Annotated in this window: 22 protein-coding genes, 1 tRNA gene and 1 pseudogene; 14 read left to right on the top strand and 10 right to left on the bottom strand. The window is 66.6% G+C overall.

The genetic code is table 11. The annotated features are described in order from the left end of the window. Nucleotides 1-47: 47 nt before the first annotated feature. Nucleotides 48-383 (top strand): annotated as a pseudogene (locus ACESMO_RS11600) (fatty acid desaturase); the annotation flags it as partial. A gap of 19 nt (nucleotides 384-402) precedes the next feature. Here ACESMO_RS11600 and ACESMO_RS11595 read toward each other — a convergent pair. Genes ACESMO_RS11595 through ACESMO_RS11580 form a run of 4 tightly spaced genes read right to left on the bottom strand, consistent with a single transcriptional unit; the run spans nucleotide 403 to nucleotide 5,874 of the window. After that, nucleotides 403-1,347 (bottom strand): phytoene/squalene synthase family protein, encoded by a 945-nt coding sequence (locus ACESMO_RS11595; RefSeq protein ID WP_372708303.1) that lies wholly within the window; start codon nucleotides 1,345-1,347, stop codon nucleotides 403-405. Continuing rightward, nucleotides 1,344-2,840, bottom strand: coding sequence for a phytoene desaturase (locus tag ACESMO_RS11590; protein WP_372708302.1), 1,497 nt, complete (start codon nucleotides 2,838-2,840; stop codon nucleotides 1,344-1,346). The genes ACESMO_RS11595 and ACESMO_RS11590 overlap by 4 nt, the downstream gene beginning before the upstream one ends. Then, nucleotides 2,837-4,009 (bottom strand): lycopene beta-cyclase CrtY, encoded by a 1,173-nt coding sequence (gene crtY, locus ACESMO_RS11585; RefSeq protein WP_372708301.1) that lies wholly within the window; start codon nucleotides 4,007-4,009, stop codon nucleotides 2,837-2,839. Before crtY ends, ACESMO_RS11590 begins: the two co-directional genes overlap by 4 nt. Nucleotides 4,010-4,053: 44 nt before the next feature. Next, entirely contained in the window at nucleotides 4,054-5,874 is a 1,821-nt protein-coding gene (locus tag ACESMO_RS11580) for a PPC domain-containing protein (RefSeq protein ID WP_372708300.1), read from the bottom strand. Between the two features lie 97 nt (nucleotides 5,875-5,971). On the opposite strand from ACESMO_RS11580, the gene ACESMO_RS11575 reads away from it, so the two are divergent. The 5 genes from ACESMO_RS11575 to ACESMO_RS11555 all read left to right on the top strand — a co-directional run bounded on the left by ACESMO_RS11575 (nucleotide 5,972) and on the right by ACESMO_RS11555 (nucleotide 10,064). Further along, nucleotides 5,972-6,895: a bifunctional methylenetetrahydrofolate dehydrogenase/methenyltetrahydrofolate cyclohydrolase gene (locus ACESMO_RS11575; protein ID WP_372708299.1), complete on the top strand. Its 924-nt coding sequence runs from the start codon at nucleotides 5,972-5,974 to the stop codon at nucleotides 6,893-6,895. Between the two features lie 60 nt (nucleotides 6,896-6,955). Continuing rightward, a complete protein-coding gene (locus ACESMO_RS11570; protein WP_372708298.1) occupies nucleotides 6,956-7,636 on the top strand; it encodes a LemA family protein in 681 nt (226 codons plus the stop codon). Between the two features lie 62 nt (nucleotides 7,637-7,698). Then, complete coding sequence (locus ACESMO_RS11565; protein WP_372708297.1) at nucleotides 7,699-8,445, top strand: YgcG family protein; 747 nt, start codon at nucleotides 7,699-7,701, stop codon at nucleotides 8,443-8,445. Next, a complete protein-coding gene (locus tag ACESMO_RS11560; protein ID WP_372708296.1) occupies nucleotides 8,445-9,131 on the top strand; it encodes a TPM domain-containing protein in 687 nt (228 codons plus the stop codon). The genes ACESMO_RS11565 and ACESMO_RS11560 overlap by 1 nt, the downstream gene beginning before the upstream one ends. Before the next feature lie 198 nt (nucleotides 9,132-9,329). Next, nucleotides 9,330-10,064, top strand: a complete 735-nt coding sequence (locus tag ACESMO_RS11555; RefSeq protein ID WP_372708295.1) for an endonuclease/exonuclease/phosphatase family protein — start codon at nucleotides 9,330-9,332, stop codon at nucleotides 10,062-10,064. Here ACESMO_RS11555 and ACESMO_RS11550 read toward each other — a convergent pair. Then, a complete protein-coding gene (locus ACESMO_RS11550; protein WP_372708294.1) occupies nucleotides 10,054-11,520 on the bottom strand; it encodes a phospholipase D-like domain-containing protein in 1,467 nt (488 codons plus the stop codon). The genes ACESMO_RS11555 and ACESMO_RS11550 overlap by 11 nt on opposite strands. A 186-nt stretch (nucleotides 11,521-11,706) precedes the next feature. On the opposite strand from ACESMO_RS11550, the gene ACESMO_RS11545 reads away from it, so the two are divergent. The 3 genes from ACESMO_RS11545 (at nucleotide 11,707) to ACESMO_RS11535 (ending at nucleotide 15,257) form a co-directional block, all read left to right on the top strand. Then, the gene (locus ACESMO_RS11545) at nucleotides 11,707-11,895 is read left to right on the top strand and encodes a hypothetical protein (RefSeq protein WP_372708293.1); all 189 of its coding nucleotides are present in this window, start codon (nucleotides 11,707-11,709) and stop codon (nucleotides 11,893-11,895) included. 124 nt (nucleotides 11,896-12,019) lie between these two features. Beyond that, the gene (locus tag ACESMO_RS11540) at nucleotides 12,020-14,545 is read left to right on the top strand and encodes a tipN (RefSeq protein WP_372708292.1); all 2,526 of its coding nucleotides are present in this window, start codon (nucleotides 12,020-12,022) and stop codon (nucleotides 14,543-14,545) included. 112 nt (nucleotides 14,546-14,657) lie between these two features. Next, the gene (locus ACESMO_RS11535) at nucleotides 14,658-15,257 is read left to right on the top strand and encodes a hypothetical protein (protein WP_372708291.1); all 600 of its coding nucleotides are present in this window, start codon (nucleotides 14,658-14,660) and stop codon (nucleotides 15,255-15,257) included. On the opposite strand, the gene ACESMO_RS11530 is transcribed toward ACESMO_RS11535, so the two are convergent. Beyond that, nucleotides 15,251-16,414: an MFS transporter gene (locus ACESMO_RS11530; protein WP_372708290.1), complete on the bottom strand. Its 1,164-nt coding sequence runs from the start codon at nucleotides 16,412-16,414 to the stop codon at nucleotides 15,251-15,253. The genes ACESMO_RS11535 and ACESMO_RS11530 overlap by 7 nt on opposite strands. Nucleotides 16,415-16,464: 50 nt before the next feature. On the opposite strand from ACESMO_RS11530, the gene ACESMO_RS11525 reads away from it, so the two are divergent. Then, entirely contained in the window at nucleotides 16,465-16,836 is a 372-nt protein-coding gene (locus ACESMO_RS11525) for a DUF423 domain-containing protein (RefSeq protein ID WP_372708289.1), read from the top strand. Between the two features lie 28 nt (nucleotides 16,837-16,864). After that, a complete protein-coding gene (gene pip, locus ACESMO_RS11520) occupies nucleotides 16,865-17,839 on the top strand; it encodes a prolyl aminopeptidase (protein ID WP_372708288.1) in 975 nt (324 codons plus the stop codon). Between the two features lie 561 nt (nucleotides 17,840-18,400). On the opposite strand, the gene gor is transcribed toward pip, so the two are convergent. Beyond that, entirely contained in the window at nucleotides 18,401-19,798 is a 1,398-nt protein-coding gene (gor, locus tag ACESMO_RS11515; protein ID WP_372708287.1) for a glutathione-disulfide reductase, read from the bottom strand. Between the two features lie 199 nt (nucleotides 19,799-19,997). Here gor and ACESMO_RS11510 point away from each other — a divergent pair, with 199 nt between their 5' ends. Then, nucleotides 19,998-20,945, top strand: a complete 948-nt coding sequence (locus ACESMO_RS11510) for a hypothetical protein (protein ID WP_372708286.1) — start codon at nucleotides 19,998-20,000, stop codon at nucleotides 20,943-20,945. A 19-nt stretch (nucleotides 20,946-20,964) separates the two neighbouring features. Here ACESMO_RS11510 and rpiA read toward each other — a convergent pair whose 3' ends face one another. Both rpiA and glmU read right to left on the bottom strand, forming a co-directional pair. Then, complete coding sequence (rpiA, locus tag ACESMO_RS11505) at nucleotides 20,965-21,651, bottom strand: ribose-5-phosphate isomerase RpiA (protein ID WP_372708285.1); 687 nt, start codon at nucleotides 21,649-21,651, stop codon at nucleotides 20,965-20,967. Beyond that, nucleotides 21,648-23,018: a bifunctional UDP-N-acetylglucosamine diphosphorylase/glucosamine-1-phosphate N-acetyltransferase GlmU gene (gene glmU, locus ACESMO_RS11500; RefSeq protein WP_372708284.1), complete on the bottom strand. Its 1,371-nt coding sequence runs from the start codon at nucleotides 23,016-23,018 to the stop codon at nucleotides 21,648-21,650. The genes rpiA and glmU overlap by 4 nt, the downstream gene beginning before the upstream one ends. 65 nt (nucleotides 23,019-23,083) lie before the next feature. Between glmU and ACESMO_RS11495 the strand changes: the two genes are divergently transcribed. Beyond that, the gene (locus tag ACESMO_RS11495; RefSeq protein WP_372708283.1) at nucleotides 23,084-23,767 is read left to right on the top strand and encodes an HAD-IA family hydrolase; all 684 of its coding nucleotides are present in this window, start codon (nucleotides 23,084-23,086) and stop codon (nucleotides 23,765-23,767) included. A 20-nt stretch (nucleotides 23,768-23,787) separates the two neighbouring features. Here the strand turns inward: ACESMO_RS11495 and ACESMO_RS11490 are convergent, their stop codons facing one another. Beyond that, nucleotides 23,788-25,035 carry a DUF418 domain-containing protein gene (locus ACESMO_RS11490; RefSeq protein WP_372708282.1) on the bottom strand — a complete coding sequence of 416 codons (1,248 nt, stop codon included), beginning with the start codon at nucleotides 25,033-25,035 and terminating at the stop codon, nucleotides 23,788-23,790. Between the two features lie 115 nt (nucleotides 25,036-25,150). Here ACESMO_RS11490 and ACESMO_RS11485 point away from each other — a divergent pair. Then, nucleotides 25,151-25,225: transfer RNA gene (locus tag ACESMO_RS11485), tRNA-Val, on the top strand. Nucleotides 25,226-25,349 lie beyond the last annotated feature (124 nt).

Genomic DNA, 25,349 nt, shown 5'->3' with positions numbered 1-25,349 from the left:
GCACGGCCAGCGACCCCGACTTCAACGCCGACAGGCCCGAGGCATTCCTGCCTTGGTTCAAAGCCTTCTTTAACCGCTACTTCGGCCTGCGGGAGTTCTTGATCGTGACGGTGGTGCTGGCGGTCTATTTATTCGTCCTAGCAGCCGATCCGTTGAATGTGGCCCTGTTCTGGGGCCTCCCGGCCGTCCTTAGCGCGCTGCAGCTGTTCGTCTTCGGTACCTGGTTGCCCCACCGGCACGATGCACGAGCACCCGCATTCGCCGATCACCATAATTCCCGCACGTTGCCCATGCCTTGGATCGGCTCGCTGTTGACCTGCTTCCATTTCGGCCTGCACCACGAACATCATCTGTCGCCCGCGACCCCGTGGTGGCGCCTGCCTCAACTGCGACGCCCGCCGGTTACATCCGTGTCCACAGAGCCGGTCGGGGCGGGGGCGGCTTCCCCCGGTCGAGAGTCTGAATCCAGATTGCCATCAGCGCGCCACGACCGAACAGCCACAGCTTCATCGCCCGACCGACGGAGACGCGCTCGCGCCAGACGCCCGACCCACGCCGCATGACCTTTCGACCGATCTCGCGGTAGACACCCCGCGCCGCCGCGATCGCCATCGACGACCGGAAGGGTAGCCCTCTCAGGCCGTCACGCGCGCTGTCATAATAGGGTTCCGCGTGTTCCAGGAGCCGCCGCGTCACCCCATGAACGGCTTCACGATTGGCAGGATCGGCCACGGCTTCCGACGTCGGCTCCAGTCCTGCCTCGATCAGCCAGTCGGCGGGCAGATAGACACGCCCGTCCTGCGCGTCCTCGATGACGTCGCGCGAGATGTTGGTCAGCTGGAACGCCAAGCCCAGATCCTGCGCTCGCCGCAGGAACTCGGTATCGGTGACGCCCATGACCCGGGCCATCATCACGCCGACCACGCCCGCGACGTGCCAGCAGTAGGACATCACATCGTCGATGGTCCGGTACTGGCGGTGATCGACGTCCATGGCGAAGCCGTCAATCAGATGGATTGGCAATTCCTCGGGAAGGCGATGGCGACGCGCGACCCGCTGGAAGGCCGCGAAGGTCGGGTCGTCCGTCGGCTCTCCAGCCATGGCCCGGCGGGTCAAATCGTACAGACGCGTCAGACGCCGTCGCTGCTCCTCCGGCGTCATCTCCTCATGCCCGAAACCGTGGTCCTGACCGTCGATCTCGTCGTCGCAACGACGGCACCAGGCGTAAAGCAGCCAGGCGTCCTCGCGGACATGCGGATCAAACAGGCGAGACGCCGACCGAAAGCTCTTCGAGCCCTTGACGATGGACTCTTTGGAAGCCTGCAGGACGGCGTCAGCGGCCGTCATCGTCCCGCCTCCTCCAGCATCAGGCCAGCCGTGGCCTTGGCCGAGCCGACCACGCCGGGAATGCCCGCGCCCGGATGCGTGCCCGCCCCGACGACATAGAGATTCGCTATGACGTCGTCGCGATTGTGCGGCCGAAACCAGGCGCTCTGGGTCAGGACCGGTTCCAGAGAGAAGGCCGAGCCCAGATGGGCGTTGAGGTCCTCCTTAAAGTCCTGCGGCGTCCAGATGCGCGTGGTGACGAGGTCGCGACGCAGGTTCGGGATGTAGCGTTCCTCGAGGTAGTCGATGATCTTCTCGCGGTATTCCGGCCCCTTAACAGACCAGTCAATGTCGGCGGCGCCCAGATGCGGCACGGGCGACAGGACATAGTGGCTGCTCATGCCCTCGGGGGCCATCGACGGATCGGTGGCGCACGGCGCGTGGAGATAGAGCGAGAAATCCTCCGGCAGCGACGGTCCGGCGAATATCTCCGAGATCAGTTCGCGGTAGCGCGCGCCGAAACAGATGGTGTGATGGGCCAGCTGCGGCTGGGGCTTGGACGTCCCGAAATGCAGCACGAAAAGCGACATCGAGAACCGCTTGGATTTCAACGATTTCGCCTTGGCCTTGCCGCGCGGGGTGCGGCCCAGCAGCTTGTCGTAGGTATGGACGACATCGGCGTTCGAGGCGACCATGTCGGCCACGATGATCTCACCGCCCTCAAGCGTGACGCCGGTGGCCCGCCTGCCCTCTGTCTCGATCCGCTCGACCGGACTGTTCAACCGGACGTCGCCGCCCAGGTCCTGGAAGAACTTCACCAGCCCACCGATCAGGGCGCTGGTTCCACCCCGGGCGAACCAGACCCCTCCGCGCCGCTCCAAAGCATGGATCAGGGCGTAGACGGAGCTGGTCTTGAAGGGGTCGCCCCCGACCAACAGGGTATGGAAACTGAAGGCCTGCCGCAGATGTGGATCCTGGATATGGCGCGCCACCATGGCGTGGACGCTGTTCCAGCTTTCCAGCCGGGCCAGTTCCGGAGCCGCCTTGATCATCGACCAGAAGGACTGGAACGGCACCGCGCCCAGTTTCAGATAGCCCTCCTGATAAAGCTCCTCGGAATAGGCGTGGAAGCGGTTGTAGCCCTCGACATCGGCCGGATTGAAGGCCGCGATCTGGCGCTCCATCGCCGCCTGATCGTCGTTGTAGTCGAAGCTGGCGCCGTCCTCCCAACACAGCCGATAGAAGGGATCGACAGGCAGCAGGTCGACATAGTCCTTCAGTTCGCTGCCCGTGCCGTCGAACAGTTCGGTCAGGCAGGCCGGGTCCGTGATGACCGTTGGACCGGCGTCAAAGGTGAACCCCTGCTCTTTCCAGACGTAGGCGCGGCCACCGGGCTTGTCGCGCTTCTCGACCAGAGTGGTCTGCACGCCCGCGCGCTGCAGCCGGATGGCCAGGGCGATGCCGCCGAAGCCGGCCCCGACGACCACCGCCCGTTTCGCCGTCTGGTCTCTCATGCGGTTCTTCCTCGCCCGGTTTCCCGGAGTTGTTTCAAGGCCCGATGGATGGGCACAGGCGGTTTTCCCGTCAGGATACGCGCCTTGTCCAGCGCCGTACTCCGTCCTGCGTAGAAGCGCCGCACCAGCGGTTCGGACAGACCGTAGAAGCGGCGCATCACCCGCCACCGGTCTTTCGGCTCGGCCGCCCGGAACAGCATCCGGTCCAGCAGGCGATAGAAGGCCCTTTCGGCCCAGACCTCTTTCGACCGCGCCTCCATCAGGGTCCGCAACCCGGCCGAGGACAGATCCCCGGCCGCCGCGATCAGCCGCGCCGTGGCGACGGCGTCCAGCAGGGAATAGCCGGTCGTTGGGTGGAACAGCGCCGCCGACAGTCCGGCTCGGGCGACCGGCGGTCCCTCGGCCCAGAAGGCGTCAATGTCGCCATCCAGCGCGATAGGCAGGACGCCCTCCTCCTCATCCAGCACCGCCTCAACGGTCCAGCCGCGCGAGCGGATGTAGTCGTCGACCCGCCGGCGCAGGGTCTCGCGATCCAGGCGCGGGCCGTCGACGTAGTAGGTATCCTCAACCAGCACGGTCCTTTCGTCGAAGGGCAGCAAATAGACAAAGCGGTAGGCGTCGCCCTGGGTCACGGTCGCATCCATGATCGTGGGCCGGGTCAATCCATGCGGCGCGGTCAGACGAACGGTGCGGCCCAGGAACAGCTGCCAGCCCAGGTCCAGATGCGGCGTCGGCGCCGGGCCGCGCGCGTCGATAACGCCGTGGGCTCTCAGCACGGTCTGGTCGACCAGGGTCACGCCGTCGGGCGAAACCACCACCGCCTCGCCCGTCACCAGCCGGTCGCCGAGCAGGGGCGCGACCGCCGCGTGCAGCCGGTCTGAAGTCATGCTGTTGTAAGGCGTCTCCAGCGCACGGCTCAGCCCGGGAAAATAAATTTCGTAGCCGTCGGTCCAGCGATGCGGCGTGGCCGGGGCCAACCAGGCGCGATCGTCGGTGGATATGTCGCCATCGAAGAAAGACCAGGTGTGCTTGCCGCCCAGCCGCCCATCGCGCTCCACGACCGCGACGCGGACATCCGGCTGGTCGAGGGCCAGCCGCCAGGCGATCAGGCTTGACGCCAGCCCGCCGCCGACGAGGATCAGGTCATAGGCGTCGTCCGCGTGGCTCATCGGGACGGTCTATCACGTCCCCAGCCGTGGCGAAGACTTTAGGGCTACTTCTCGACGTTCATCGCATAGGCGCCTGTCTGTCCCTGCTGAAAGGACCCAGCCCGGATTTCGTAGGTCCCGTCGGCGGGCGCGGTCCACTCGATCTTCGCATGGGTATCCGACAGACCGTCGTCGTCGGACGTCAGGGCCTCGAAAGCGCCGTCGGCCTTGTCGCGGCCGATAACCAGGAAGCTGTCCACCTCATTGGACACCATGGTGATCAACAGCTTCTCGTCTTCCTTCACCGTGATGCGGTAGGCGTCGAAATAGCTGTTGTCGTCCGCTGTGGCGTCGGTCTCGCTGAGGGTTCCCCGCGCGGTCGCGCCGATCAGCACGCTGCCTGGCAAGGGCTGGGGTCCGCGGTCAATCAGCTCCAGGGCGTAGAGCCCGTCCTCTTCCGACTTGTAGGGCATGGCGCGGAGCACATAGTCGCCGGTGTCAGGCAAGGTGAAGCTGAGGCGGGAATCAAACCCCTCGCCCAGGCCGTCGTCATCCTCCGCCAGTTGCTCGAATTCGCCGCCGGCTTTGCCCAGTTGCAGATAGGTGTCGAAGTCGCCCGACCGCATGATCGCCTGGATACGCTGACCCTCGACGCCGGAAAAGGCGAAGGCGTCGAAGCCGCGCTCCTCGTCGTCGCGCGGATCGTCTTCGACGATTTCGCCCTGTAGGGTCGATCCGAAAGCGATCGCGTCGGGCGCGCGGTCGGGCGCGACTTCTAAGATGGCCAGGGAGTAGCCGCCCGTGCCCTGCGAGAACGCCCGCGCCTCGACGATATAGGAGCCGGTGCGCGGCAGGACGAAGGTCAGGCGAGAATCGGTGCCCTCCGCCGCGCCGTCGTCGTCGTCTCCGAGGCTGATCCGGTTCTCGTCGAACAGTTCGAGGAAGGCGTCGAAGTCGTCGGACGCCATGTCGATGCGGACGCGCTGTCCCTCGCTGCCCTGGAAACGGTAGGCGTCCGCGGCGGCGCCGTTCTCGCCCTTGGAATCGGTGTTCGTAAGACTGCCCTGCACGGTTGCTCCGATCTCGATAGCCTGAGCGACGGCAGGCGCTGGTCCTTGCTCAAGATTCAAGGAGTAACCGCCCACACCGGTGGCGTTCAACGGCGTGACGCGGATCACATAATCGCCGCTCGCCGGCGCCGTGAAGATCAGGCGTGAGTTTAATCCGGAGTCCGGCCCGTCATCGTTGCGCGCCAGCTCGGCGAACTCGCCGTCCCCCATCTGGCCAACGAGCAGAACGGGGTCGAAATCTTCGCTGTCCAAGGCCACGGCTATCCGATCGCCGCCGCGCGCCCGGAAGGCGTAGGCGTCATACGGCAAGCTGGTCTCGGTCTCGGGATCGCCGCCTGAAAGGTCGCCGCGCGCCGCGCGACCGATGCGGATCGATGAGGGCCTCGGCGCGGGCCGCGCGGCCGGCCGCTGCGTCAGGGTCAGTCTGTAGTCGCCAGCTTCGAGGCCCGACAGCGGGCGGGCACGCAGGATGTAGGTCCCGTCCTGGTCCGCAGTGAAACGAAGCCGCGCGTCCGTGTCTTCGCCCAGGCCGTCATCATCCATGACGAACGCCTCAGTCGCTTCGCCCGGTCGGAAAACTTCAAGATAGGCGTCGAAAGCCTCGGACCTCAGCACGGCCTCGAAACGTTGGCCGCGTCGCGCCGCTACGGCAAAGTCGTCATGGCGATAGTCGGCGGTGGTCGCGTCGCCTTCGACGATCGCGCCCTGGACCGTCGCGCCGGGCGCGAGAGGCTCTGGCGACTGGGCCCAAGCCGGGAAAACGGCGCACATCAGCGCGAGACTGCCGACGGTGGCGAGAATGGTCTGACGGCGCATGCGATCCCCTTGATGGCTTCACGATCATAGACGCCGAACCGCGTCGTCTGTAAATCGCGCAAACCGCACGATTCCTGACGACCGGAGCCGACCCCCCATGACGGCCGATACCCCGAGCGCGACCTTGATCGACGGCAAGGCTTTCGCTGCCAGATTGACGACCCGCGTGGGTGCTGCCGCGGCGCGGCTGGAAGCCTCCACAGGCGTCCGCCCAGGTCTCGCGGTCGTCATCGTCGGGGAGGATGCCGCCAGCCAGATCTATGTGCGCAACAAGGGCGAGACCACGCTGCGCGCCGGCATGCGGTCAGACACCCACGCCCTGCCCAAGGACTCCAGCCAGATCGACCTTCTGGCCCTGATTGCGCGTTTGAACGCGGACGCCGGCATCCACGGCATTCTGGTCCAGCTTCCCTTGCCCGACCACATCGACGCCGCCTTGGTGCTCGGTGCGATCGACCCGGACAAGGATGTGGACGGCTTTCATGTGATCAACGCCGGGCGTCTGGCCGTCGGATTGCCCGGGATGGTGCCTTGCACCCCGCTGGGTTGCGTGATGTTGCTGAAGCACGAACTGGGATCGCTGAGCGGGCTGAACGCCGTCGTCGTCGGTCGATCGAACATCGTCGGCAAGCCGATGGCGCAGTTGCTGCTGGCCGAGAGCTGCACGGTGACCATTGCCCATTCGCGCACACGCGACCTGCCGGCTCTGTGCCGGACGGCCGATATTCTGGTCGCCGCCGTCGGGCGCGCGGAGATGATCACCGGCGACTGGATCAAGCCCGGCGCGACGGTGATCGACGTCGGCATCAACCGCGTTCCGTCTCGCGATCCGGTCAAGGCGGCCGAAGGCAGGACGCGGATCGTCGGCGATGTGGCGTTCGAGGACGCTGCGCGCGTGGCGGGTCGCATCACACCCGTGCCGGGCGGCGTGGGCCCGATGACCATCGCCTGTTTGCTGGCCAACACTTACACGGCGGCCTGTCGCGTCGCGGGCGTCCAACCAGACTCTCTGGACGCTTGAACCGCCGACACTAACCTCCGATAGTGGGGTTTGGAAACCACCGTTTGTCGGGATGTGCCCATGACCGCCTTCAACGCCCGTGCAGCCGGCCTCGCCGCCGTCGTAATCCTGATTCCTGCGGTGGCCGGTTGCGGCGTCAACACAATCCCGACGCGGGAAGAAGCCGCCAAGGCGCGCTGGGCGGACGTCCAGTCGCAGTATCAGCGCCGCGCCGACCTAGTGCCTAATCTGGTCGCCACCGTTCAGGGCGCGGCCATCGCGGAACGCACCACCCTGACACAGGTCATCGAGGCCCGCTCGCGCGCCACCGGCGTGACGGTCACGCCCGAGACCCTGAACGACCCTGCGGCCTTCCAGCAGTATCAGGCGGCTCAGGGCCAACTGTCCCAGGCGCTGTCGCGACTTCTGCTGGTGGTCGAGCGCTATCCGCAGATCCAGTCGAACCAGAACTTCATCGCCCTGCAGTCGCAGCTGGAAGGCACTGAAAACCGGATCAGCGTCGCCCGGCGCGACTACAATGAGGCGGTGCAGTCCTACAACACCAGCCTGCGGACTTTCCCGACCATCATCTGGGCCAAAACCTTCCACGGCGGCTCGCAGCCCATGCAGTTGTTCACGGCGACCGAGGCGGCGCAATCGGCGCCCAGCGTCAATTTTGACGGGTTGAATCCGGCCCGGCCCGGCGGCGGGGCTGCGCCGACCGCGCCTGGCGCGGCCCCGCCCGTCGCGCCCGCTCCGTGACGATCAGCCTTCGGCGTCATCGCGTTCCGGTCTGGCTTATCGTCCTCGCGACGATCGGCTGGATGGCGATCGCCACCAACGCCTCGGCGCAAAGCCAGCCCAGCTTCCCCGCGCTGACGGGTCGGGTGGTGGACCAGGCGAAACTGCTCTCACCCGCCAAGGAGGCGGAGCTGACCGCCCAGCTGGAAGCGCTGGAGCGCGAGAGCTCGGACCAGCTGGTGGTGGTCACGGTCGATAGTCTGCAAGGCTTCGAGATCGAGGACTACGGATACCGTCTGGGTCGCGCGTGGGGCATCGGCCAGAAGGAGACCGACAACGGCGTCCTGATGATCGTAGCGCCGGAAGAGCGCAAGGTGCGGATCGAGGTCGGCTACGGCCTCGAGGGCATCCTGACCGACGCCCTCTCGGCGTTGATCATCCACGAACAGATCCTGCCGGCCTTTCGCGAAGGATTTTATGAGCGCGGCATCGAACAGGGCGTGGACGCCATCGACGAGCAGCTTCGACTGGATCCCGCCGAAGCCGCCGCCCGCGCTGCGGCGGTGGAAACGCCAGAGGCGGAAGCGCCCGTCGGTCCCGCCATCCTGATCGGCGCGATCTTTCTTCTGATGTTCCTCGGCACTATGGGTGGCCTTGCACGCGGAGGTCGCAGGCGTCGCGGCTCCGGCCTCGGCGCTGTGCTGATCTGGGCGGCGTCGGAAGCCATGCGGAGCAGCGGACGTGGCGGAGGGGGCGGTTTTGGCGGCGGAGGTGGCTTCGGCGGCGGTGGCGGCGGGTTTGGCGGAGGGGGCGCGTCCGGAGGATGGTGATGAAACTGACGCCCGACGCCTATGCGGGCATCGCCTCGGCCATAGCGAACGCGGAAACGCGGACTTCGGGAGAAATCTTCTGCGTGCTGGCAAGACGTGTCTCTTCTTACCGGGACGTGTCGCTCGCATGGGCGGCGGCGGCGACGCTCATCCTGCCGCTCGCATTGATCCCGCTCGGCTTCGAACCCGCCTGGATTCCTGGCGTGGCCGACGGATGGCAGGCGGCGCACCTGGCCGCCGCGGACACCATGGTCGGACATGCGCTCGCGGCCTATGCCGTCGTCCAGACCGTCATCTTCCTGGTGGTCTATCTAATCACCCGCCTGCCCGACGTTCTGCGCCTGATCACGCCGCGTTCCGTGCGGCGGGCGCGGGTCCGAAAGGCGGCGCTGCAGCAATTCCTCGCCCACGGGCTGCACGTGACGAAGGCGCGGACCGGCGTACTGATCTTCGCCGCGCTCGCTGACCATCAGGTCGAGGTCATAGCGGACGAAGGCATCCACGCCCGCGTCGATCACTCCACCTGGGCGGATGTGGTCGATGCCATGACCGATCGTCTGAAGCGGGACGATCCCGCCGGCGGATTCGAAGCCGCCGTCGAACTGTGTGGCTCGGTGCTGGCGGCGCATTTTCCGCCCGGCCCGGCCAACCCGAACGAGACCCAGAACAAGCTGGTCGTCATTTGAGACGGCTCAAAGGTTCGGCCGCCTCGGGGTCGCATTCAGGGTGGATATGGCCTAGACTATTTTGGCTTCAGGTCGAATCGACCTGAATCCAAAAAATGGTCCAGAAAAATGCTGGAGCGAAATCTGAGCCTTGATGGACTGCGTCCATCAAGACCGATTTCGCTCTAGCCCGACGGACCCAAACTGTTCCAGAAACTCATGCCCCGCCTACTGACCTACAATGTGCATCGCTGCGTCGGCGTAGATCGACGGCTGGACGTCGCGCGCATCGCCGACGTCATCGCCGAGCATGAACCGGACATCGTCTGCCTGCAGGAACTGGACGTCGGCCGGGCGCGGACGGGCCACGTGGATCAGGCACAATCCATCGCCGACCGCCTGTCCATGACGTTCCATTTCCACGCCGCCATGCGCGTCGAGAGCGAACAGTATGGCGACGCCATCCTGACCGCGTGGCCCGAGCGCCTTGTGAAGTCGGCGGACCTGCCCAGTCTTCGCGGCATCCCGGGCCTGGAGCCACGCGGCGCCCTGTGGGCCGTGATCGATTTCGACGGCGTCGCCCTGAACGTCATCAACACCCACCTGGGATTGGTCCCTCGCGAGCAGCGTCTTCAGGCGGCGGCGCTGGTGGGGTCGTCCTGGCTGGCCCACGCCGATTGCGTCGGCCCGACGCTGCTGACCGGCGACTTCAACGCCACATCGATCACCCGGCCCTATCAGACGCTGACGGGCCGACTCTCAGACTGTCAGCGCGCCCTGAAGCTGAAGCCGACGGTGAAGACCTTCCCTTCCGGCTTCCCGGCCATCCGCATCGACCACTGCTTCACCAGCCCGGAAATCGTCGTCACCGGGGTGAAAGCCCCCTTCTCGCCGCTCGCCCGCATGGCGTCGGACCATCTGCCGTTAATCGTGGACTTCGAGTTCAGGACCTGACCGGCCCTGGCAAGGCCCGCTGTGACGGACTGCGACGCTTCCAAGGCCTGAAGGCGTCTTGCGGCGACGTGGGATCGCCTAGCTGAAACTCTGCGACCAGACGCTCCAGCGTGGACGGCGCGTCCGCGCCCAGCAACTGCATCCGCCCGGTATCGAATTTCTGGATTGCGGCCCCGACGGATCCGACCCGCGCCTCGGCCGCCGCGAACTCGTCCGCTGTCTCGCCAATCCAGTGACCGATCGTCCTGTGCCGAAAGCGCCGTATCGCCTCGCGCCCCGCCTCGTCTGGCGGTATGGTCGCCACGTCGCATTCAGTGTCGAACCCGAACGAACGATTGTTCAGATTGGTCGATCCGACGCGAAGCACCCGGTCGTCGTAGATCGAGACCTTGGCGTGGACGATGATCCGTTCGCCGCGTTTCGTATGAGGCGCGAAGGCAAAGAATCGGTTGTGCACGTCCGCCTGCTCCAACCGGTACAGGACCTCGGATCTCGCCGTGTCCATCGTCATGCTGTCGAACCAACTGGGGCTGGCTCCGGTCGAGACCAGCACGATCTCCGGCCCGTCTTGTTCGGCCAGTCGTTCGGCCAGGGCGGCCGCGACGACGGGCGATGTGAAATACTGGTTCTCGAAATAGATCAGCCGCTTTGCCTTGCGGATGGCGTCAAGATGCAGTGCCTCGTTCTCGCGCACTGCGGAACGGCGACCGTTGCCCGGCTCTGTCCGGGCGATGGCCACTGGGGTATCCGTCATGTCGGGCTCGACACCCTCGGGCCACGGGTCGTTGTTGACGTCCTCGGCGATGGTCCGTTCCCAGGTCGAGCGATACCAGCGCTCCCGCGCCAGATCGCCGAGCGCCCGGGCGGCGGCGCCGTCCATGACGGTCATGACCTCGTGACGGGGCGGAGAAATGGCGCCTGACGGCTGACAGCGCCGTGGATCGCCGTCGCGATGCTCCACGCTGTCCCAACGGTCGGTCGCGATGTCACCGCCGCCGCAGAAGGCGACGGCGTCGTCGATGATGACCGCCTTCTGGTGATGGCAGGCGCCGAAGGCCTCGGGCTTGTCGAGGCGGAACTCCACCATCCGCTTGCGGAACCACCCTTGCGCCTTGTGCGGATAGAAGCCCTGCGACGCGGCGATCAGCAGCGGCGATTTCCAGATCAGCAGACGAATGTCCAGCTCGGGTCGTTCCTTGACCAGCAAGCGGAGTTGGTGCCCGATCTGGGCATGTGGATCATTCGGCGCGGTTTCCGGATCGAGCCGGGTTCGGGGATCGAACTGCCAGCCCAGGATGACGATCGAGCGCTTAGCCTTCGCGAGCGATGACCGCAGGGCCTCGAAATAGGCCGCGTTTTCCATCAGCACGGCGAAACGTCCCGCCGTTTCCACCCGCCAGCAGTTGGTGCCCGGCGCGAACAGTTCGAAGGCGGAATCGTCACCGGGGGTCTTCATGTTGTGAGCCTACCGATTCTCATGACGGCGGCATACGCCCGAAGCTTTACAGGACGTTCCCGCGAGACTTCCGTTCCACGGTCGACCCGAGATCGGCTCGGTGACGCCTAATTAATGCAGACCAATATTGTCCGAACGGCGTTTCGGGCGCATAGAGAGTTTCGGTTACGCACAGGGGGATCGGCGATGCAGGCGCTGATCGAATTGATCATCGGCTTTATCGCCATGCTGGCCGCTGCGGTCCTCGCGCAGTTCGGCGTCGAACTCGATGCGCGCGACAGAAATCAGCGCGAAATCCATCGCGCAAGTGACAATTGCGGCGACGATCCCGCCGCGCGGATGATCGTAGCCACGGAACGTCGCAAGCACTGCTGAACCCGCGACGCCCATCACCGGATTCGTCCCCAGTCGCCTTTGCGCGCCGCGATTGAGTCGTTAGGGTCCCGTCGGTCGCGCACCCCGTCAGCGCGACGACGCATCGTGACGAGATCGCCGCCTCATGAAGTCCCGCCAACGAACGCCGCTGAACCTGACCGACCCCGAGCCGGAGGTCGAAGCCGCGCTTGAGTGCGCCGAGGTCACGCCCGATGTGGCCGACCCTTCGGAACCGGCGTCAAAGGCCGGGCCCGAGCGTCCGATGTCGGAGCGGCGCAAGCGGCGGCTGGCCGAGGAACAACGGCAGGCCGCGCTGCAAGACACCGCCACCGCCGAGTCCGATCCGAATTCCGTCGCCGTCTCTCCCGAGTTGGCCTCATCGGCCGAGGCGCCGCCCGTGGCCTATGCCCCCCCGTCCCTTCCCACGTCCCCGTCGAACCGCAAGAAGGCGGACATGCCGTCAGGGCGATACGCCTATCTGATCGCCGGCATCGCCGCCGCCCTCTGGATCGCAGGCGTCGCGGCCTCGCTGGCGTTCGAGATCGGCTTCGGCGCGGCGGCGCTCGATCCGCTCCGTCTGGCCGTCTACGCCCTTATCGCGCTCGCGCCCGCCGGCATGGCCATAATGATGGCCCACGCTGTTAGACAGGGGGCGGGTCTGGCCGCCGAGACGCGACGCACGCGTGAACTGTCTGACGCCCTGGTCGCGCCGACGGCTCTGGCGGCCCAACAGACCGGCATGGTCCTCCACTCGCTTCGCAACGACATCGACCTAGCGTCCGTCGCGGCGGAACGCGCGCGTAACGACATGTCCCTTCTTCGTCAGGCCCTCTCTGAAGAAACCATCCGCCTGAACGAGGCAGCCGAGGTCGCGGGGCGCACGGCCCGTCACCTCGTCGAGCAACTGGGCCGCGAACGCGAGCAGATGCAGACCATCGGCGTCCAACTGGACGCCCAGGCCACGGGCGTGATCGACGCCGTTGAACGCCAGTCGCGCATGGTCGTGGATGCCTCCGACCTGGCCCAGACCCAGCTTCGCGAAGCCGAGGCCACGCTGGCCGCCCGCGCCGCCGACCTGGCCGCCGCCGCCGGCGAGGCGCAGGACGCCGCCCGCGTAGCCGCCGACGATCTGGCCCGCCAGACCCTGCGGCTCGAGAACGCCGGATCGGGCGTCGCCGAACAGATCCAGTCGGTCGAGGAAGGCCTGGGCCAGCAACGCGCCGCGCTCGTCACCGCCGCCTATGCCCTGCGGACCGATCAGGAAGACTTCTCGGCCCAGGTCGAAAGCCAGCGCGCCCAGCTGACCGAACAACTGTCGGCCACGCGCGCGGTCGCCAGCGAGCTCGGCGAAACCTCTGCCCGGTCGACGGAAAGCATCAAGGACCTGGTCGAGGCCGCGACCGATCAGTTCCGCGCCCTGGTCGAAATGTCCCAACGCGAGGCCGACGGCTTCGATGCCGCCACCAAGCTGGCGCTGGACAAGTTCGAGGCCGTGGCCGCCGAGGCGCGCGACGCACTTGTCGAGGAAACCCGGCTGGCGCTCGCCGCATTGCAGGCGACGGCGGAAGATTCCCGCGCCGCCGCGACTGATGCGGCCGACAAGGCTCTCGTGCGCGCAGACCGTCTTGGCGAGGCTCTGTTCGAGGCCGCCCAGAAGGCAGACCAGGCCGCCGACGCCCGTGTCGACAGCGCTCGCAAGGTCGTCCTGGAGTCGGCTCACCTGGTCGATGAAGCCGGCGAGCGCGCACTGGAACGGCTGGAATCGACAGTTGAGCGGATGAATGCGGCCCTGACACGTGTCGATGAGACGATGGAAGACCTGGACGAACGCTCCGCGCGCCTGCCCGAAGAGGCCCGGACGCGGGTCGAGGCCGTCAGGGTCTCGGTCGAGGAAGGCCTGGCGGCTCTGTCCGCCGCCTCGCAGAAGGCGGCCGCAGACACCGAAGCGCTCGACGCCGGCTTCCAGGAGCGGGTGAGGCGCAACTACGACATGCTGACCGAGGCGGTGCGCCTTATGGGGGTCGTCTCGGGCGACAGCACCATGACGCGACGACGCGAGACACAAGCGCTCGGCCAGCCCGTAGAGCCCGAGGCTGCCCCTCGCGCTCGACCCGCCCGCGTGGAGGAGAAGCCAGGATTCGGGCTGCGAGGACGGTTGAGGCTGGAACCGATGCCCAACTCCACGGCCCCGGCAACGCCGGTCGAAGACCGGTTGGACTGGAGCGATCTGGTCGATGACGGCCCGGGGGAGCCCCCTTTGGACCTCGATACGCCCGTCATGCCGGTCGAGGACGGCGACGTGCTGGGCGAGCGCGTCACGGCCGCCATACGGCGCATGGGCGTCGATCCCAACGCCCTGTTGCCGCGCTCGCGCGTCGAGGAAGCCGCCCAGGCCGTCGCGGATAGGGAACCAGACCGCGCGCGTCAGATCGTTCGGCGTGTCGCCCCCGCCGCCGTGCGCAGCGTGTCTCGGCGCGTGCTGACCGATCCGGAGTTGCGGAGCGACGCTGATGCCTATGTCCGTATCTTCGGACGGGACCTGGAGGCGCTGGCGTCGGCGGGCGACGGAAAGGGCGTTCTGGGGCGGCTAACGTCGGACGGCGGTCGGGCCTACATGCTTCTGGACGCGGCCATCGGCGATCTCGCCTGACAGGTGAATCGACGGCTAACTGATCACCTGTAACCGATTTCGTCTTGACGGAAGGCGGCTCATGCCGACACCGTCCAGCCCGTCACGCATCCGTCACGTGCAAGCAGGGTCCATGCTCGACATCGCCGCCGAGAAGACGCCAGACAATCGCCCCGCGATCGTGATCTGCGCGTGGGACGCCGACGAGGCGGCCTGGGATCCCGTCGAGGACCTGTCAGGGCAGCCGTGGAGCCCGGCGGGCGCGCGAACGGTCGCTGTGCCCGCAGATGATCCCGAAGCGCTGGCCACAACCCTTTCCAACCATCTCAGCGACGACCGCACGCGCGCCCTGTTGCTGGTCGGCCGCACCTGCCGCAGCGACGGCTTCCGCATGCAGATGCGGGCCGAAAACCGTTCACTGGACGGCGGCAGGCGAATGAATATCGTCGGCCCCGGAATCGCCCGTGCGACTGCGCCCACAGCGGAGATCGTCCGTGCCCTGAACGAGGCCGGCTTCGTCGCCGACGCCAGCTCGGACGCCGAGGAGGACGCAGGCAGCTATCTTTTGTACCGCATCCTGGCCAACCTTCAGGAAGGCGCGGACACGCCGGCCATCGGCCTGTTGCGCGCGCCCGAGCACGAGGCTGACGCGTCCGTGCAACGCGCGGTGAAGACGGCGGCGCAGGCCATGGCTCGCCATCTGTCGCCCCTGCCCCGCGCCCGGGCCTACTGAGCGGCAGCCAGACGACGACGCAGCGGCAGCGCGGCAATCAGCCCGGCCAGAGCCATGCCGGCCATGGCCCAATAGCCACCCGCGCCGTAGCGGTCGTAGAGGGGGCCCGAAGCGGCAGTCGCCAAGCCGATCAGCACGCCCGCCGACAGGACGGAACTGAGCATCTGCCCGGCGGTCTGGCTATCCCGGGGGGCCAACTGTTGGACGATCTGAATCCCGGCGAGGAAGGTGGCGGCGAAGGTCAGTGCGTGCAGCGCCTGCAACGGCCACAACAGCCAGAGTGGCGGCGCGAAAGCCATGACGCTCCAGCGCAGGACGGCGGCGGCCGCGCCTACCGTCAGGAGGGTCCACGGGGTGATCCCGACCCGACGCCGCCAGGGTTCGAACAGCCACATCAAGGTGATCTCGGCCACCACCCCGAAGGCCCAGAGCTGGCCGGTGACGGCCTCGCTGATCCCCTCCCCCTTCCACAGAATGGCCGAGAAACCGTACTGGTAGGCGTGTGCCGCCTGAACCGCGCCGATGGCGAAGATGGCGGTCATGAAGACCGGATCCTTGACCAGCCTGCCGATGCCCCGAAAACGCTCCCGTCCGCGTAACGGCGCGTCGTCGGCGACCGGCTCGGGCGGCAGGGCCAGGATCGCGACGACCGTGACGCCCAGTGAGGCCAAGACAAGCCAGACTATGATGGCGTCGGTCGGCTGTGCCAGCAGCACCGCGCCCATGACGATGTTGGCCGCGACGAAGGATGCTGACCCGAGCGCGCGCGGCACGGCGAAGGTGTAGCCGAACCGGTCCGCGAGACGCAGGTTCAGCACGTCGGTCAGGGGCACCAGTACCCCCATGGCCGTCGCACCCACGAACCAGCAGGCCGCCCATGCGTAATAGCCGTCGACCAGTCCGGCCGCGCCATAGCCCAGCGTCATGACCAGTCCCAGGATCGCGATCGGCGTGCGCCGGTATCGGAACCCGTCGGCCCAGACCGACAGCAGCGGGCCGGTGACGATTCGGGCCAGCATGGGGACCGCCAGCAGGGTTCCGATCTGCGCGCCGCTCAACCCCTGCGCGCTCAGCCACAGTCCTGCAAACGGAAGGCTGACCCCGGTGGCACCGAAGAGCAACACATATTGTAGTGCCAGTCGCTGGGCGGCGGTCATGGAGCGCGCAATAGCAGACTCGCGAGAGTCTGTCGGCTAGCGTTCGGCCCATGAGAGTGACGCGTAGTCTGGCCGTCTTCGCCGCCCTGAACGGAGCCCTCGCCGTGGCGATCGGTGCCTTTGCCGCCCATGGCGCGGGACCGCAGATCAAGACCCTGCTGACCACGGGCGGGCAATACCAGATGGTTCATGCACTGCTGGCCCTGGTCTGCGCCGTCTGGCCGGACCGGTCCCGGTTCGTCGTGGTCGCCGGCTGGCTGGCGGCGACGGGCGGGCTGGTGTTCTGCCTCGCCCTGTCAGCCATCGCCCTTCTGAACCTGCCGGCCATGGGAGCGGTCGCCCCGATCGGCGGCGTCCTGATGATCGCAGCTTGGCTTTTACTCGCTGTTGCCGCATGGCGGTCACAAACCGTCAACGCTTGACTGGCACGAAAGAGACCCGAGTAACTGTATGGCCTTCCCCGTGCCCGAAACGCCCCGCCGTGAGCTGTTCCCAGAGATCGAGCCCTATGCCACCGGCTTCATGCCGACCGGCGTGGTCCACGAGATCTACTATGAGGAATGCGGCAATCCGCAGGGCCTTCCCGTCGTCGTGCTGCACGGCGGACCGGGCGGGGCGGTCAATGCCGGCATGCGACGCTATTTCGATCCCGCCAAATACCGGATCGTCCTGTTCGACCAGCGTGGTTGCGGCAAGAGCCGCCCCAATGCGTCGCTCGAGGAGAACACCACCTGGACTCTGATCGAGGACATCGAACGCCTGCGCGAGCTGTTGGGCGTCGACAAATGGGTGGTGTTCGGCGGCAGCTGGGGATCCACCTTGTCGCTGGCCTATGCCATCACCCATCCGGAACGGGCCTCGGCTCTGGTGCTGCGCGGCATCTTCCTGCTCACCAAGCCAGAACTGCGTTGGTTCTATCAGGACGGGGCTTCAAACATCTTCCCCGACGCCTGGGAACGGTTCCTGGAACCGATCCCCGAAGACGAGCGCCACGACCTGATGGGCGCCTACTACAAGCGGCTGGTCGGCGACGACAAGGCCGAGCGCGAGCGTTGCGCCGTGGCCTGGTCCAGCTGGGAAGGCGAGACGGTCAGCGTGGAAGGGCCGGACGCCCGGCCCGACAAGTTCGCCGAGCCGGAATTCGCGGTCGCCTTCGCGAGGATCGAGTGCTGGTATTTCATGAACGGCGGCTTCTTCCCGGAAGAAGGCTGGCTGTTGAAAAACATCGGCCGGATCAAGCAGATTCCCTGCTGGATCGCGCAGGGGCGTTTCGACGTGGTCACGCCGATCACCAGCGCCTGGGCCCTGCACAAGGCCTGGCCTGAAGCGAAACTGGACATCGTCAAGGACGCCGGCCACGCCTCGACCGAACCCGGCATCATCGACAGCCTGCTGCAGGCGACGGATTGGGCCGCAGGACTGTAGTTGTCAAAGACCGGACGCGGATGCTCGTCCTCCGGCGGATGACCGCCGAAAGGTTGGGGAGGGCGCGGGGCGGCCGGGCCTCGCCCGGTGTGAGAGTAGAAATACCGTTTCGACGAAGCTGACCGGCCCCGCGTAGCCGTTTTCCACGCGCTCTCCGGCTGGCGGCCCTTGCTTCGGGCCTTACCGGATCACCGCCCGGGCCATTGCTGGACCGGACGCGCGGCGGACATGACGAAGTCGGCGGTCCGCACAGTCAGCGCGCGGCGAGCAGGCAGGCGGCATCCATCACCGACCGCAAGGACCCCCGAAGTCTCCATCCCCCGGGCTTCATCGCTCGACCACAGCCCGCCGACATCGAGGCGTTGGATCCGACGCCCTCCCCACCGACGGGATGACGGAGAGTCTACGCGCGGTTTCAGGGCGACTATAAATAGAGTTTGAGAACGTGTCAGGGCGTTGATCGGATTGGAGATTTCCGCGCCAACCCGACTATGAGTCCGCGGATTGCCAGCACAGCGTCATGGGTGTTCTCCAGCCTCAAGGGGAGAAGGAGGCCAAGCCTCAGACTGCTGACATGTTTCCCGGACGCTGCTTCTCCTTCAACGTCACCAACTCCTCGGCCATGGTCGGGTGGACGGCGCATGTGGCATCCCACTCGGCCTTGGTCAGGCCCGCCTTTACGGCGATGGCGGCCAGCTGGATCATCTCCGGCGCTTCGGGGCCGACGATGTGAACGCCCACGACCTTCTGCGACGTCGCATCGACGACAAGCTTCACCAGCATCCGCTCATCCGAGCCCGTGAAGGCGTATTTCATCGGCCGGAAGCGGCTCAGATAGACGTCGACCTCTCCGGAGCAGGCGTGTCGCGCCTCGTTCTCCGACAGGCCCACGGTCCCGACCGGCGGCTGGCTGAAGACGGCGGTGGCGACGGCCTCGTAGTCGAAATGCTGGGGGTTATCGAGATAGACGGTCTCGTGAAAGCACACCGCCTCGCGGATGGCGACCGGCGTCAGGTTCATCCGGTCAGTCACGTCGCCGATGGCCCAGATGTTGTCGGCCGTGGTCTTCGACAAGGCGTCGACCTTGATCGCCCCCTTGTCGTCAAGATCCACCCCGGCGGCATCGAGGCCCAGCGCCGTGACATGGGGCGCCCGACCCGTGGCGAACATGACGACGTCGGTCTCGATCTCCATCCCATTCTCGAGGCGGTTCACCAGACCGCTTTCTGTCTTGACGATCTCGCTGTGCTGGCAGCCCAGTATGACCTTGATGCCGCGCTTCTCGATCTCTCCGGCCAGATGCGCCCGGACGTCGTCGTCGAAGCCGCGCAGGATGTTGGGACCGCGATAGATCAGGGTCGTCTCGACGCCCAGCCCCGCGAAGATTCCCGCGAACTCCACCGCGATATAGCCGCCGCCCGCGATCAGGATGCGTTTGGGCAACTCCGGCAGGTGGAAGGCCTGTTCGGAGGTGATGGCGTGTTCGACGCCCGACAGATCGGCCGGCAGCCACGGCCGGCCGCCGGTGGCGATCAGGATATTCTCGGCCGTGATGGTCCGGCTCTCGCCGCCGTCCCGATGCGTCACTTCGACCGTATGGACGTCCTTCAGGACGGCGCGACCGTGGATCAAATCGACCCCGGCCTTGCCCAGATTGGCGACATAAATGCCCGACAGGCGCGCGATCTCGACGTCCTTGGTCTGGATGAACTTTGGCCAGTCGAACGATGCCTCGACAGTCCAGCCATAGCCCTCGGCAGTCTCGAACTGATGCGAGAAGTCCGAGGCCATGACCATGAATTTCTTGGGCACACAGCCGCGGATGACACAGGTGCCGCCGACGCGATGCTCTTCGGCAATGGCCACGCGCTTGCCGCCCAGGGCCGTCAGCCGCGCCGCGCGGACGCCGCCGGAGCCCGCACCGATGACGAAGAGGTCGTAGTCGTAGGTTTTGGACATCGCTGGCTCCGCGCTCTGACCGTCGGCGACGGCGGGACGCGCATGGCTGTGGGGGGTTCGTTTATCGGCCTAGCCCAGTTAGGTGTCCGGTGCAGGATAGGCAAATGGCGCACCGGCCAGCGCCGCTCAACCGTGATTTGACGCGAGGTCGCAACGGTGCGCACCTATGCGCGATACTCGCTGGTTCCGGACGTTACCCATGGTTGTCTTCGCTCTCGCCGCAGTGCTCCTCGCAGCGCCGTTCCAGGACCCCGCCCCTTCGCCGGTGCCGCAATCCGCCCCCGATCCGGACTCTCCCGTCGCGCTCGAGGACGTCGAGATCACCGGGAAGCCGCTGGACCGGATGATCCGCAACTTCGTGAACGAGGTCGCCGCCCCCAATCGCGGCCGCGGACTGGCGCGTTGGCAGGACGACATCTGCGTTGGCGTGGCCAATCTCAGGAATGAGCCCGCGCAATATATCGTCGACCGCGTTTCAACCGTCGCCGAAGACGTCGGCCTGACTCCGGGTCAGCCGGGATGCACGCCGAACATCATGATCGTTGCGTCCGGTGACGCTGCCGCGCTGGCGCAACAGCTGGTCGCCGAGCGGGGCCGGGCGTTCCGGATGGGCGGCTCGGGCATGGACCGAGGCGGTGTGGCGTTGCGCGCATTCCAGGCCTCGGAAGCGCCCGTGCGCTGGTGGCAGGTCAGCATGCCGACTGATTCCGAAACAGGTATGCGAGCCGTCCGGATTCCTGGCGAATGCCGGAACGACTGCACCGACCCGCGAGATATGGCTCCGGTTACCAATGTGTTCGCCGCCTCGCGGCTGAGCACCCAGATCGTCGATACCATTTTCCGGACCATCGTCATCCTGGACGTGGACAAGGTCAGCGACCTCTCGGTGGTGCAGCTGGCTGACTATGTGGCGATGGTGACGCTGGCCCAGATCGATCCCACGGCCGACACCAGCGCCTATTCGTCAATCCTCAACGTGTTCGAATTCCCCGACGACGCCCAGGGATTGACCGATTGGGACAAGGCTTATCTGACAGGGCTGTACGACGCAGAACGGTCGCGCAAGAACCAGCGCGCGGGCCGGACAGAGATCGCGGACTCAATCTATCGCGCGCACTATGGTTTGCAGGACGACGAGGCGGACTGAACGCTCCGACAGAGCGTGATCAGGGGGTAAGGACGTCTACCCCTGCCTCGCCACCGATTATCGCCTCATCGGCCAGATCGAGGAACAGGCCGTGCTCGACCACGCCGGTGATCAGCTTGAGATCGTCGGCCAGACGTACCGGATCGTGGATCACGCCGCATTTCGCGTCATAGATCAGATTGCCGCCATCCGTGCGGACCAGGCCGCGCTCGGAGGTCCGGACGCGGGCGGGCATGGCGATGTCGTGGTCGGCCAGCACGTCGGCGATGCGGTTGGCCGTGGTCTTGTGACCGAAAGCGACAACCTCGATCGGCAGGGCGAAGACACCGAGCGTGGCCACCACCTTGGCCGCGTCGGCGATGCAGATACAGCGGGCCGAGGCTTCCCACACCAACTTTTCACGCAACAGAGCCGCGCCGCCACCCTTGATCAGCGCCAGGCCGGGACCGATCTCGTCGGCGCCGTCGACGGTCAGGTCGATGCGGGGCGTGTCCTCCAGCGTGGACAGGGTCAGGTCCAGCTCGCGGGCCAATTCGGCCGTCGCCTCCGACGTCGGTACGCAGCGCAGGCCGGTCAGATTGCGGGCGGCCAGCGCCTTGACGAACCAGGTGGCGGTGGAGCCGGTGCCCAGACCCACGACCATGCCGGATTCGACGCGGAGGGCGGCGGCTTCGCCTGCGCGTCGTTTCTGATCGTCAGCGCTCATTTCGCCTTCGCCGCCTTCTTCGCCCGCATCGTCGCCATGAAGCGCGCGGCCCAGCCGGGCAGACCCTCCTGCTTGGCTCTCGCCAAGGCCAGGTCGCCGGGCGCCACGTCCTTCGTGATCACCGAGCCCGACCCAACCATCGCCCCCGCACCGATCGTCACAGGCGCGACCAGCGAACTGTTGGACCCTACGAAGGCCCCCTCGCCCACTGTGGTGCGGTGTTTGAAATAGCCGTCGTAGTTACAAAAGATCGTGCCTGCGCCGATGTTGGCCCCAGCCCCCACCTCGCCGTCGCCGAGGTAGGCGAGATGGTTGGCCTTGGCGCCCGCAGCCATCTTCACGTTCTTGACCTCGACGAAATTGCCGACCTTGACCCCCTCGCCCAGGTCCGCGCCGGGGCGCAGGCGGGCGTAGGGGCCAACTTCCGCGTCGACGGCGACGGTCGCGCCCTCCACATGGCTGAAGCTGCGAATGCGCGCGCCGCCGGCTACGATCGCGCCGGGTCCGAACACGACGAAGGGCTCAACCGTCGCACCGCCACCGATCCGGGTGTCCCAGGCGAAGTGGACGGTTTCGGGGGCCGGCATGATCACGCCCGCCGCCAGAAAGGTCTCGCGCTGAACTTTCTGGAACAGGGCCTCGGCCACGGCCAGTTCTCCTTGCGCGTTCACGCCCATGACCGCGTCCTCACCGGCGAAGACGGCGCGGGTGGCGGCCCCGCGTTTGCGCGCCAATTCGACCACGTCGGTCAGATAGTATTCGCCCTTGGCGTTGTCATTGCGGACCTCGGCCAGCAGCGCGAACAGCAGGGCCGAAGGCGCGGCCATGACGCCGGAGTTGCAGGCGGTGAGCGCCAGCACCTCGGCCGACGCTTCCCGGGCCTCGGTGATGGCGGCGAGGATGTCGCCGTCCATGACCAGACGCCCATAGTCGCCCGGATCGCGCGCCTCGAAGCCGATGACGGTGACGCCGTCGGCCGCGGCGAAGACCGGTTCGATGTCGGTTGCCTTCAGCAGGGGCACGTCGCCGTAGGTGATGACGACCTGGCCTTCGAAACCCTTCAGCGCGGCCTCGGCCGAGCGCACGGCGTGGCCGGTGCCAATGGGTGGATCCTGGACGGCGATGGCTCCCTCGCCCAGCCGTGCAACCACATGGGCGCGGACCTCGGGCGAGTGATTGCCCACGACCACCACGATTCGCTCGCAACCCAGCGCTTCGGCCGCGTCGATGGCGTGATCCAGCATGGCGCGACCGCCGACGGGATGAAGCACCTTGGGCAGGGCGGACTTCATGCGCGTGCCCTGTCCGGCGGCGAGAATGATGGCGGCCCTCCTTTGGACGGGGAGGGGCTGTGTATCGCTGGTCATGAATCGGTCCGGGGGCTAGTCACGCCCGTGGTCTAGCCCATCGGGGCGGTCAACGGGAGAGACGGGTGACAGAGCGCGATCTGGAAGGCTGGACCATCGCCTTCGATCTGGACGGAACCCTGGTGGAGACCGCACCCGACCTGATCGGCACGCTGAACCGGCTGCTGGATCAGCATAACCTGCCGCCGATGCCGCTGGAATCCGCGCGCCACCTGATCGGCCATGGTGCGATCGCCCTGCTGAAACGGGGATTCGAGGCGGCGGGCGCGGTATGGGACGAGGCCGCCTCTCCGGTCCTGCTGAAGGCCTTTCTGGCCGACTACCTCGACCACATCGCGGACGGCAGCACCGCCTATCCCGGCGCGGTGGAGGCGCTGGACGCCCTCAGCGCGCGCGGGGCCATCCTGTGCGTCGCCACCAACAAGCCGACCGACCTGGCGGTGGCTTTGTTCGACGCCATCGGCCTGTCCAGCCGGTTCGCCGCGATTTGCGGGCCGCAGTCGGTATCCGCCAGAAAGCCCGACGCCGCCCACATCCGCGAGACGGTGCTCAAGGCGGGCGGCGATCCGGCCCGGGCGATCATGGTGGGCGACAGCATCACCGACCTGGACGCCGCGCGTGCCACGGGCGTGCCCTGCATCCTCACCACGTTCGGCTATACCGACACCCCCGCTGCGGACCTTGGAGCAGACGCCGTGATCGCGCATTTCGACGCCCTGCCCGGGGTGATCGACCGCCTGATCGCCTAAATCCGCAGCACGGAATCTGATCAGGGCACCGGTGGTCGCGTGGCCAGGGGCTGGAGCCGGCCGTAGGTCAGGCTGCGCCAGAGCCACTCCGCGGGACCGAACCTGAAGACCGAAAGCCACAGGGCGCTGAACACACAAAGCCCCGCGAAGACGGCCAGGGCGAAAAGATTCATCCCCGCCATCGTCAGCCACTCCGGGTCATTGATGCGGCCCAGCCCCCAGCCGTACCAGACGAAGACGCCGATGGCGTTCGAGGCGAGGTATCCCGTCAGCGCCATCCGGCCCATCGGGGCGAAGGCCGTGGTCAGCCAGCGCCCTCCCCGGCTGATGTAGAGCGTCAACATCGCCAGATAGGCGAACGCCAGGATGGGCAGGCCCATATAGGCCGCCGTGACGAAGCCGTAGCCGATATCGTCCATGGGAATGCCCAGCCGCCGCGTGGCGTGGGCAAGACTGAGAAGGAGCCCCAGCGGCAGGGCGACCCAGATGATGCGGCGCAGCATGGGTCGATGGCGCTCAATGTCCTCGAACACACGCCGGCGCGCGGTCCAGAGCCCCAGCATGAACAACCCCAGCACGCCGAGATCATAGACGATGACGGGGCCGGTCTCGCCGGTCTGGTGCTCGACGTAGTAACGCAGGTTGGCCCCGACGAAGGCCAGATAGTCGCCGCCGGAATAGACGGGAAGCATCGCCGGGAACCGGGCTTCGGCTGCGCCAACTGTGAGACCTGCGAGGTTGGGCAGGGGCGCGCCCGTCACGGCCTCGATCACGCCGGCGATGACCGGGGGCAGGATGATCAGTCCCAGTCCCAGGACGAGAACTGCCCGCTGCCCCACGTTGCGGAACAGCATCAGCACCATGCCCAGCAGGGCGTAGACGATCAGGATGTCGCCCCAATAGAGAAAGGCGAGGTTGCCGATGCCGATCGCCAGAAGGATCAGGACCCGCCTCAGGTACAGCGTGCCAAACCCGGCTCCGCGCGCCTGGGCCCGCTGCATCAGGATCCCGAAGCCGACGCCGAACAGGAAGGCGAAGGCCGAACGCGCCTTGCCTTGCAGCAAGACCAGATCGAACAGGCCGAAGGCGAGATCGGCGGGCTGGGCCGCTGCCATGACCGCCTGTCCCTTGAAGACCATGACCATGGCGGTGAGTTTCATGACGATGACGCCGAAAAGCGCGATCGCCCTGAGGGTGTCGATGACCAACAGGCGTTCGGCCGTTGGCACCATGGGCACGCCCTCCGGAAGACCCGCTGTGTCCGTCATTTCGCCTACCCCCGTCATGCGAAGTCAGGATGCCGCGCCACCGCAGCCCTGTCGATGGCATTGAGTCCTTGCCTGACGCAGACGCGCGGGCTATGCCGCCGCCTCCCCGATTGATGGATGCGTAGCTCAGCGGGAGAGCACCTCGTTCACACCGAGGGGGTCACAGGTTCAATCCCTGTCGCATCCACCATTTCTTTCAGGGGCTTGGCGAACCGAGCGGTTTCCGCCCCGCCCCCCCGAAATCCCCCTGGAAACGGCACCGGGCCGTGACCTGATCGGGTGTCAGGTCAGGGGCAGGACCAGCAGGGGTGTCG

The sequence above is a fragment of the Brevundimonas sp. genome, from assembly GCF_041688735.1.
In the GTDB taxonomy this organism is placed as follows: Bacteria; Pseudomonadota; Alphaproteobacteria; order Caulobacterales; family Caulobacteraceae; genus Brevundimonas.
This window is presented reverse-complemented; position numbering and strand designations above follow the sequence as displayed.

Excerpts from the sequence above, each read along its gene's own strand:
- ACESMO_RS11545 (WP_372708293.1), top strand. The coding sequence starts at position 11,707 with ATGCAGGCGCTGATCGAATTGATCATCGGCTTTATCGCCATGCTGGCC.
- ACESMO_RS11540 (WP_372708292.1), top strand. The coding sequence starts at position 12,020 with ATGAAGTCCCGCCAACGAACGCCGCTGAACCTGACCGACCCCGAGCCG.
- ACESMO_RS11580 (WP_372708300.1), bottom strand. The coding sequence starts at position 5,874 with ATGCGCCGTCAGACCATTCTCGCCACCGTCGGCAGTCTCGCGCTGATG.
- glmU (WP_372708284.1), bottom strand. The coding sequence starts at position 23,018 with ATGACCAGCGATACACAGCCCCTCCCCGTCCAAAGGAGGGCCGCCATC.
- ACESMO_RS11550 (WP_372708294.1), bottom strand. The coding sequence starts at position 11,520 with ATGAAGACCCCCGGTGACGATTCCGCCTTCGAACTGTTCGCGCCGGGC.
- ACESMO_RS11575 (WP_372708299.1), top strand. The coding sequence starts at position 5,972 with ATGACGGCCGATACCCCGAGCGCGACCTTGATCGACGGCAAGGCTTTC.
- gor (WP_372708287.1), bottom strand. The coding sequence starts at position 19,798 with ATGTCCAAAACCTACGACTACGACCTCTTCGTCATCGGTGCGGGCTCC.
- crtY (WP_372708301.1), bottom strand. The coding sequence starts at position 4,009 with ATGAGCCACGCGGACGACGCCTATGACCTGATCCTCGTCGGCGGCGGG.
- ACESMO_RS11565 (WP_372708297.1), top strand. The coding sequence starts at position 7,699 with ATGGCGATCGCCACCAACGCCTCGGCGCAAAGCCAGCCCAGCTTCCCC.
- ACESMO_RS11590 (WP_372708302.1), bottom strand. The coding sequence starts at position 2,840 with ATGAGAGACCAGACGGCGAAACGGGCGGTGGTCGTCGGGGCCGGCTTC.
- ACESMO_RS11510 (WP_372708286.1), top strand. The coding sequence starts at position 19,998 with ATGGTTGTCTTCGCTCTCGCCGCAGTGCTCCTCGCAGCGCCGTTCCAG.
- ACESMO_RS11490 (WP_372708282.1), bottom strand. The coding sequence starts at position 25,035 with ATGACGGACACAGCGGGTCTTCCGGAGGGCGTGCCCATGGTGCCAACG.
- ACESMO_RS11525 (WP_372708289.1), top strand. The coding sequence starts at position 16,465 with ATGAGAGTGACGCGTAGTCTGGCCGTCTTCGCCGCCCTGAACGGAGCC.
- ACESMO_RS11535 (WP_372708291.1), top strand. The coding sequence starts at position 14,658 with ATGCTCGACATCGCCGCCGAGAAGACGCCAGACAATCGCCCCGCGATC.
- ACESMO_RS11595 (WP_372708303.1), bottom strand. The coding sequence starts at position 1,347 with ATGACGGCCGCTGACGCCGTCCTGCAGGCTTCCAAAGAGTCCATCGTC.
- ACESMO_RS11570 (WP_372708298.1), top strand. The coding sequence starts at position 6,956 with ATGACCGCCTTCAACGCCCGTGCAGCCGGCCTCGCCGCCGTCGTAATC.
- rpiA (WP_372708285.1), bottom strand. The coding sequence starts at position 21,651 with ATGAGCGCTGACGATCAGAAACGACGCGCAGGCGAAGCCGCCGCCCTC.
- ACESMO_RS11530 (WP_372708290.1), bottom strand. The coding sequence starts at position 16,414 with ATGACCGCCGCCCAGCGACTGGCACTACAATATGTGTTGCTCTTCGGT.
- pip (WP_372708288.1), top strand. The coding sequence starts at position 16,865 with ATGGCCTTCCCCGTGCCCGAAACGCCCCGCCGTGAGCTGTTCCCAGAG.
- ACESMO_RS11560 (WP_372708296.1), top strand. The coding sequence starts at position 8,445 with ATGAAACTGACGCCCGACGCCTATGCGGGCATCGCCTCGGCCATAGCG.
- ACESMO_RS11555 (WP_372708295.1), top strand. The coding sequence starts at position 9,330 with ATGCCCCGCCTACTGACCTACAATGTGCATCGCTGCGTCGGCGTAGAT.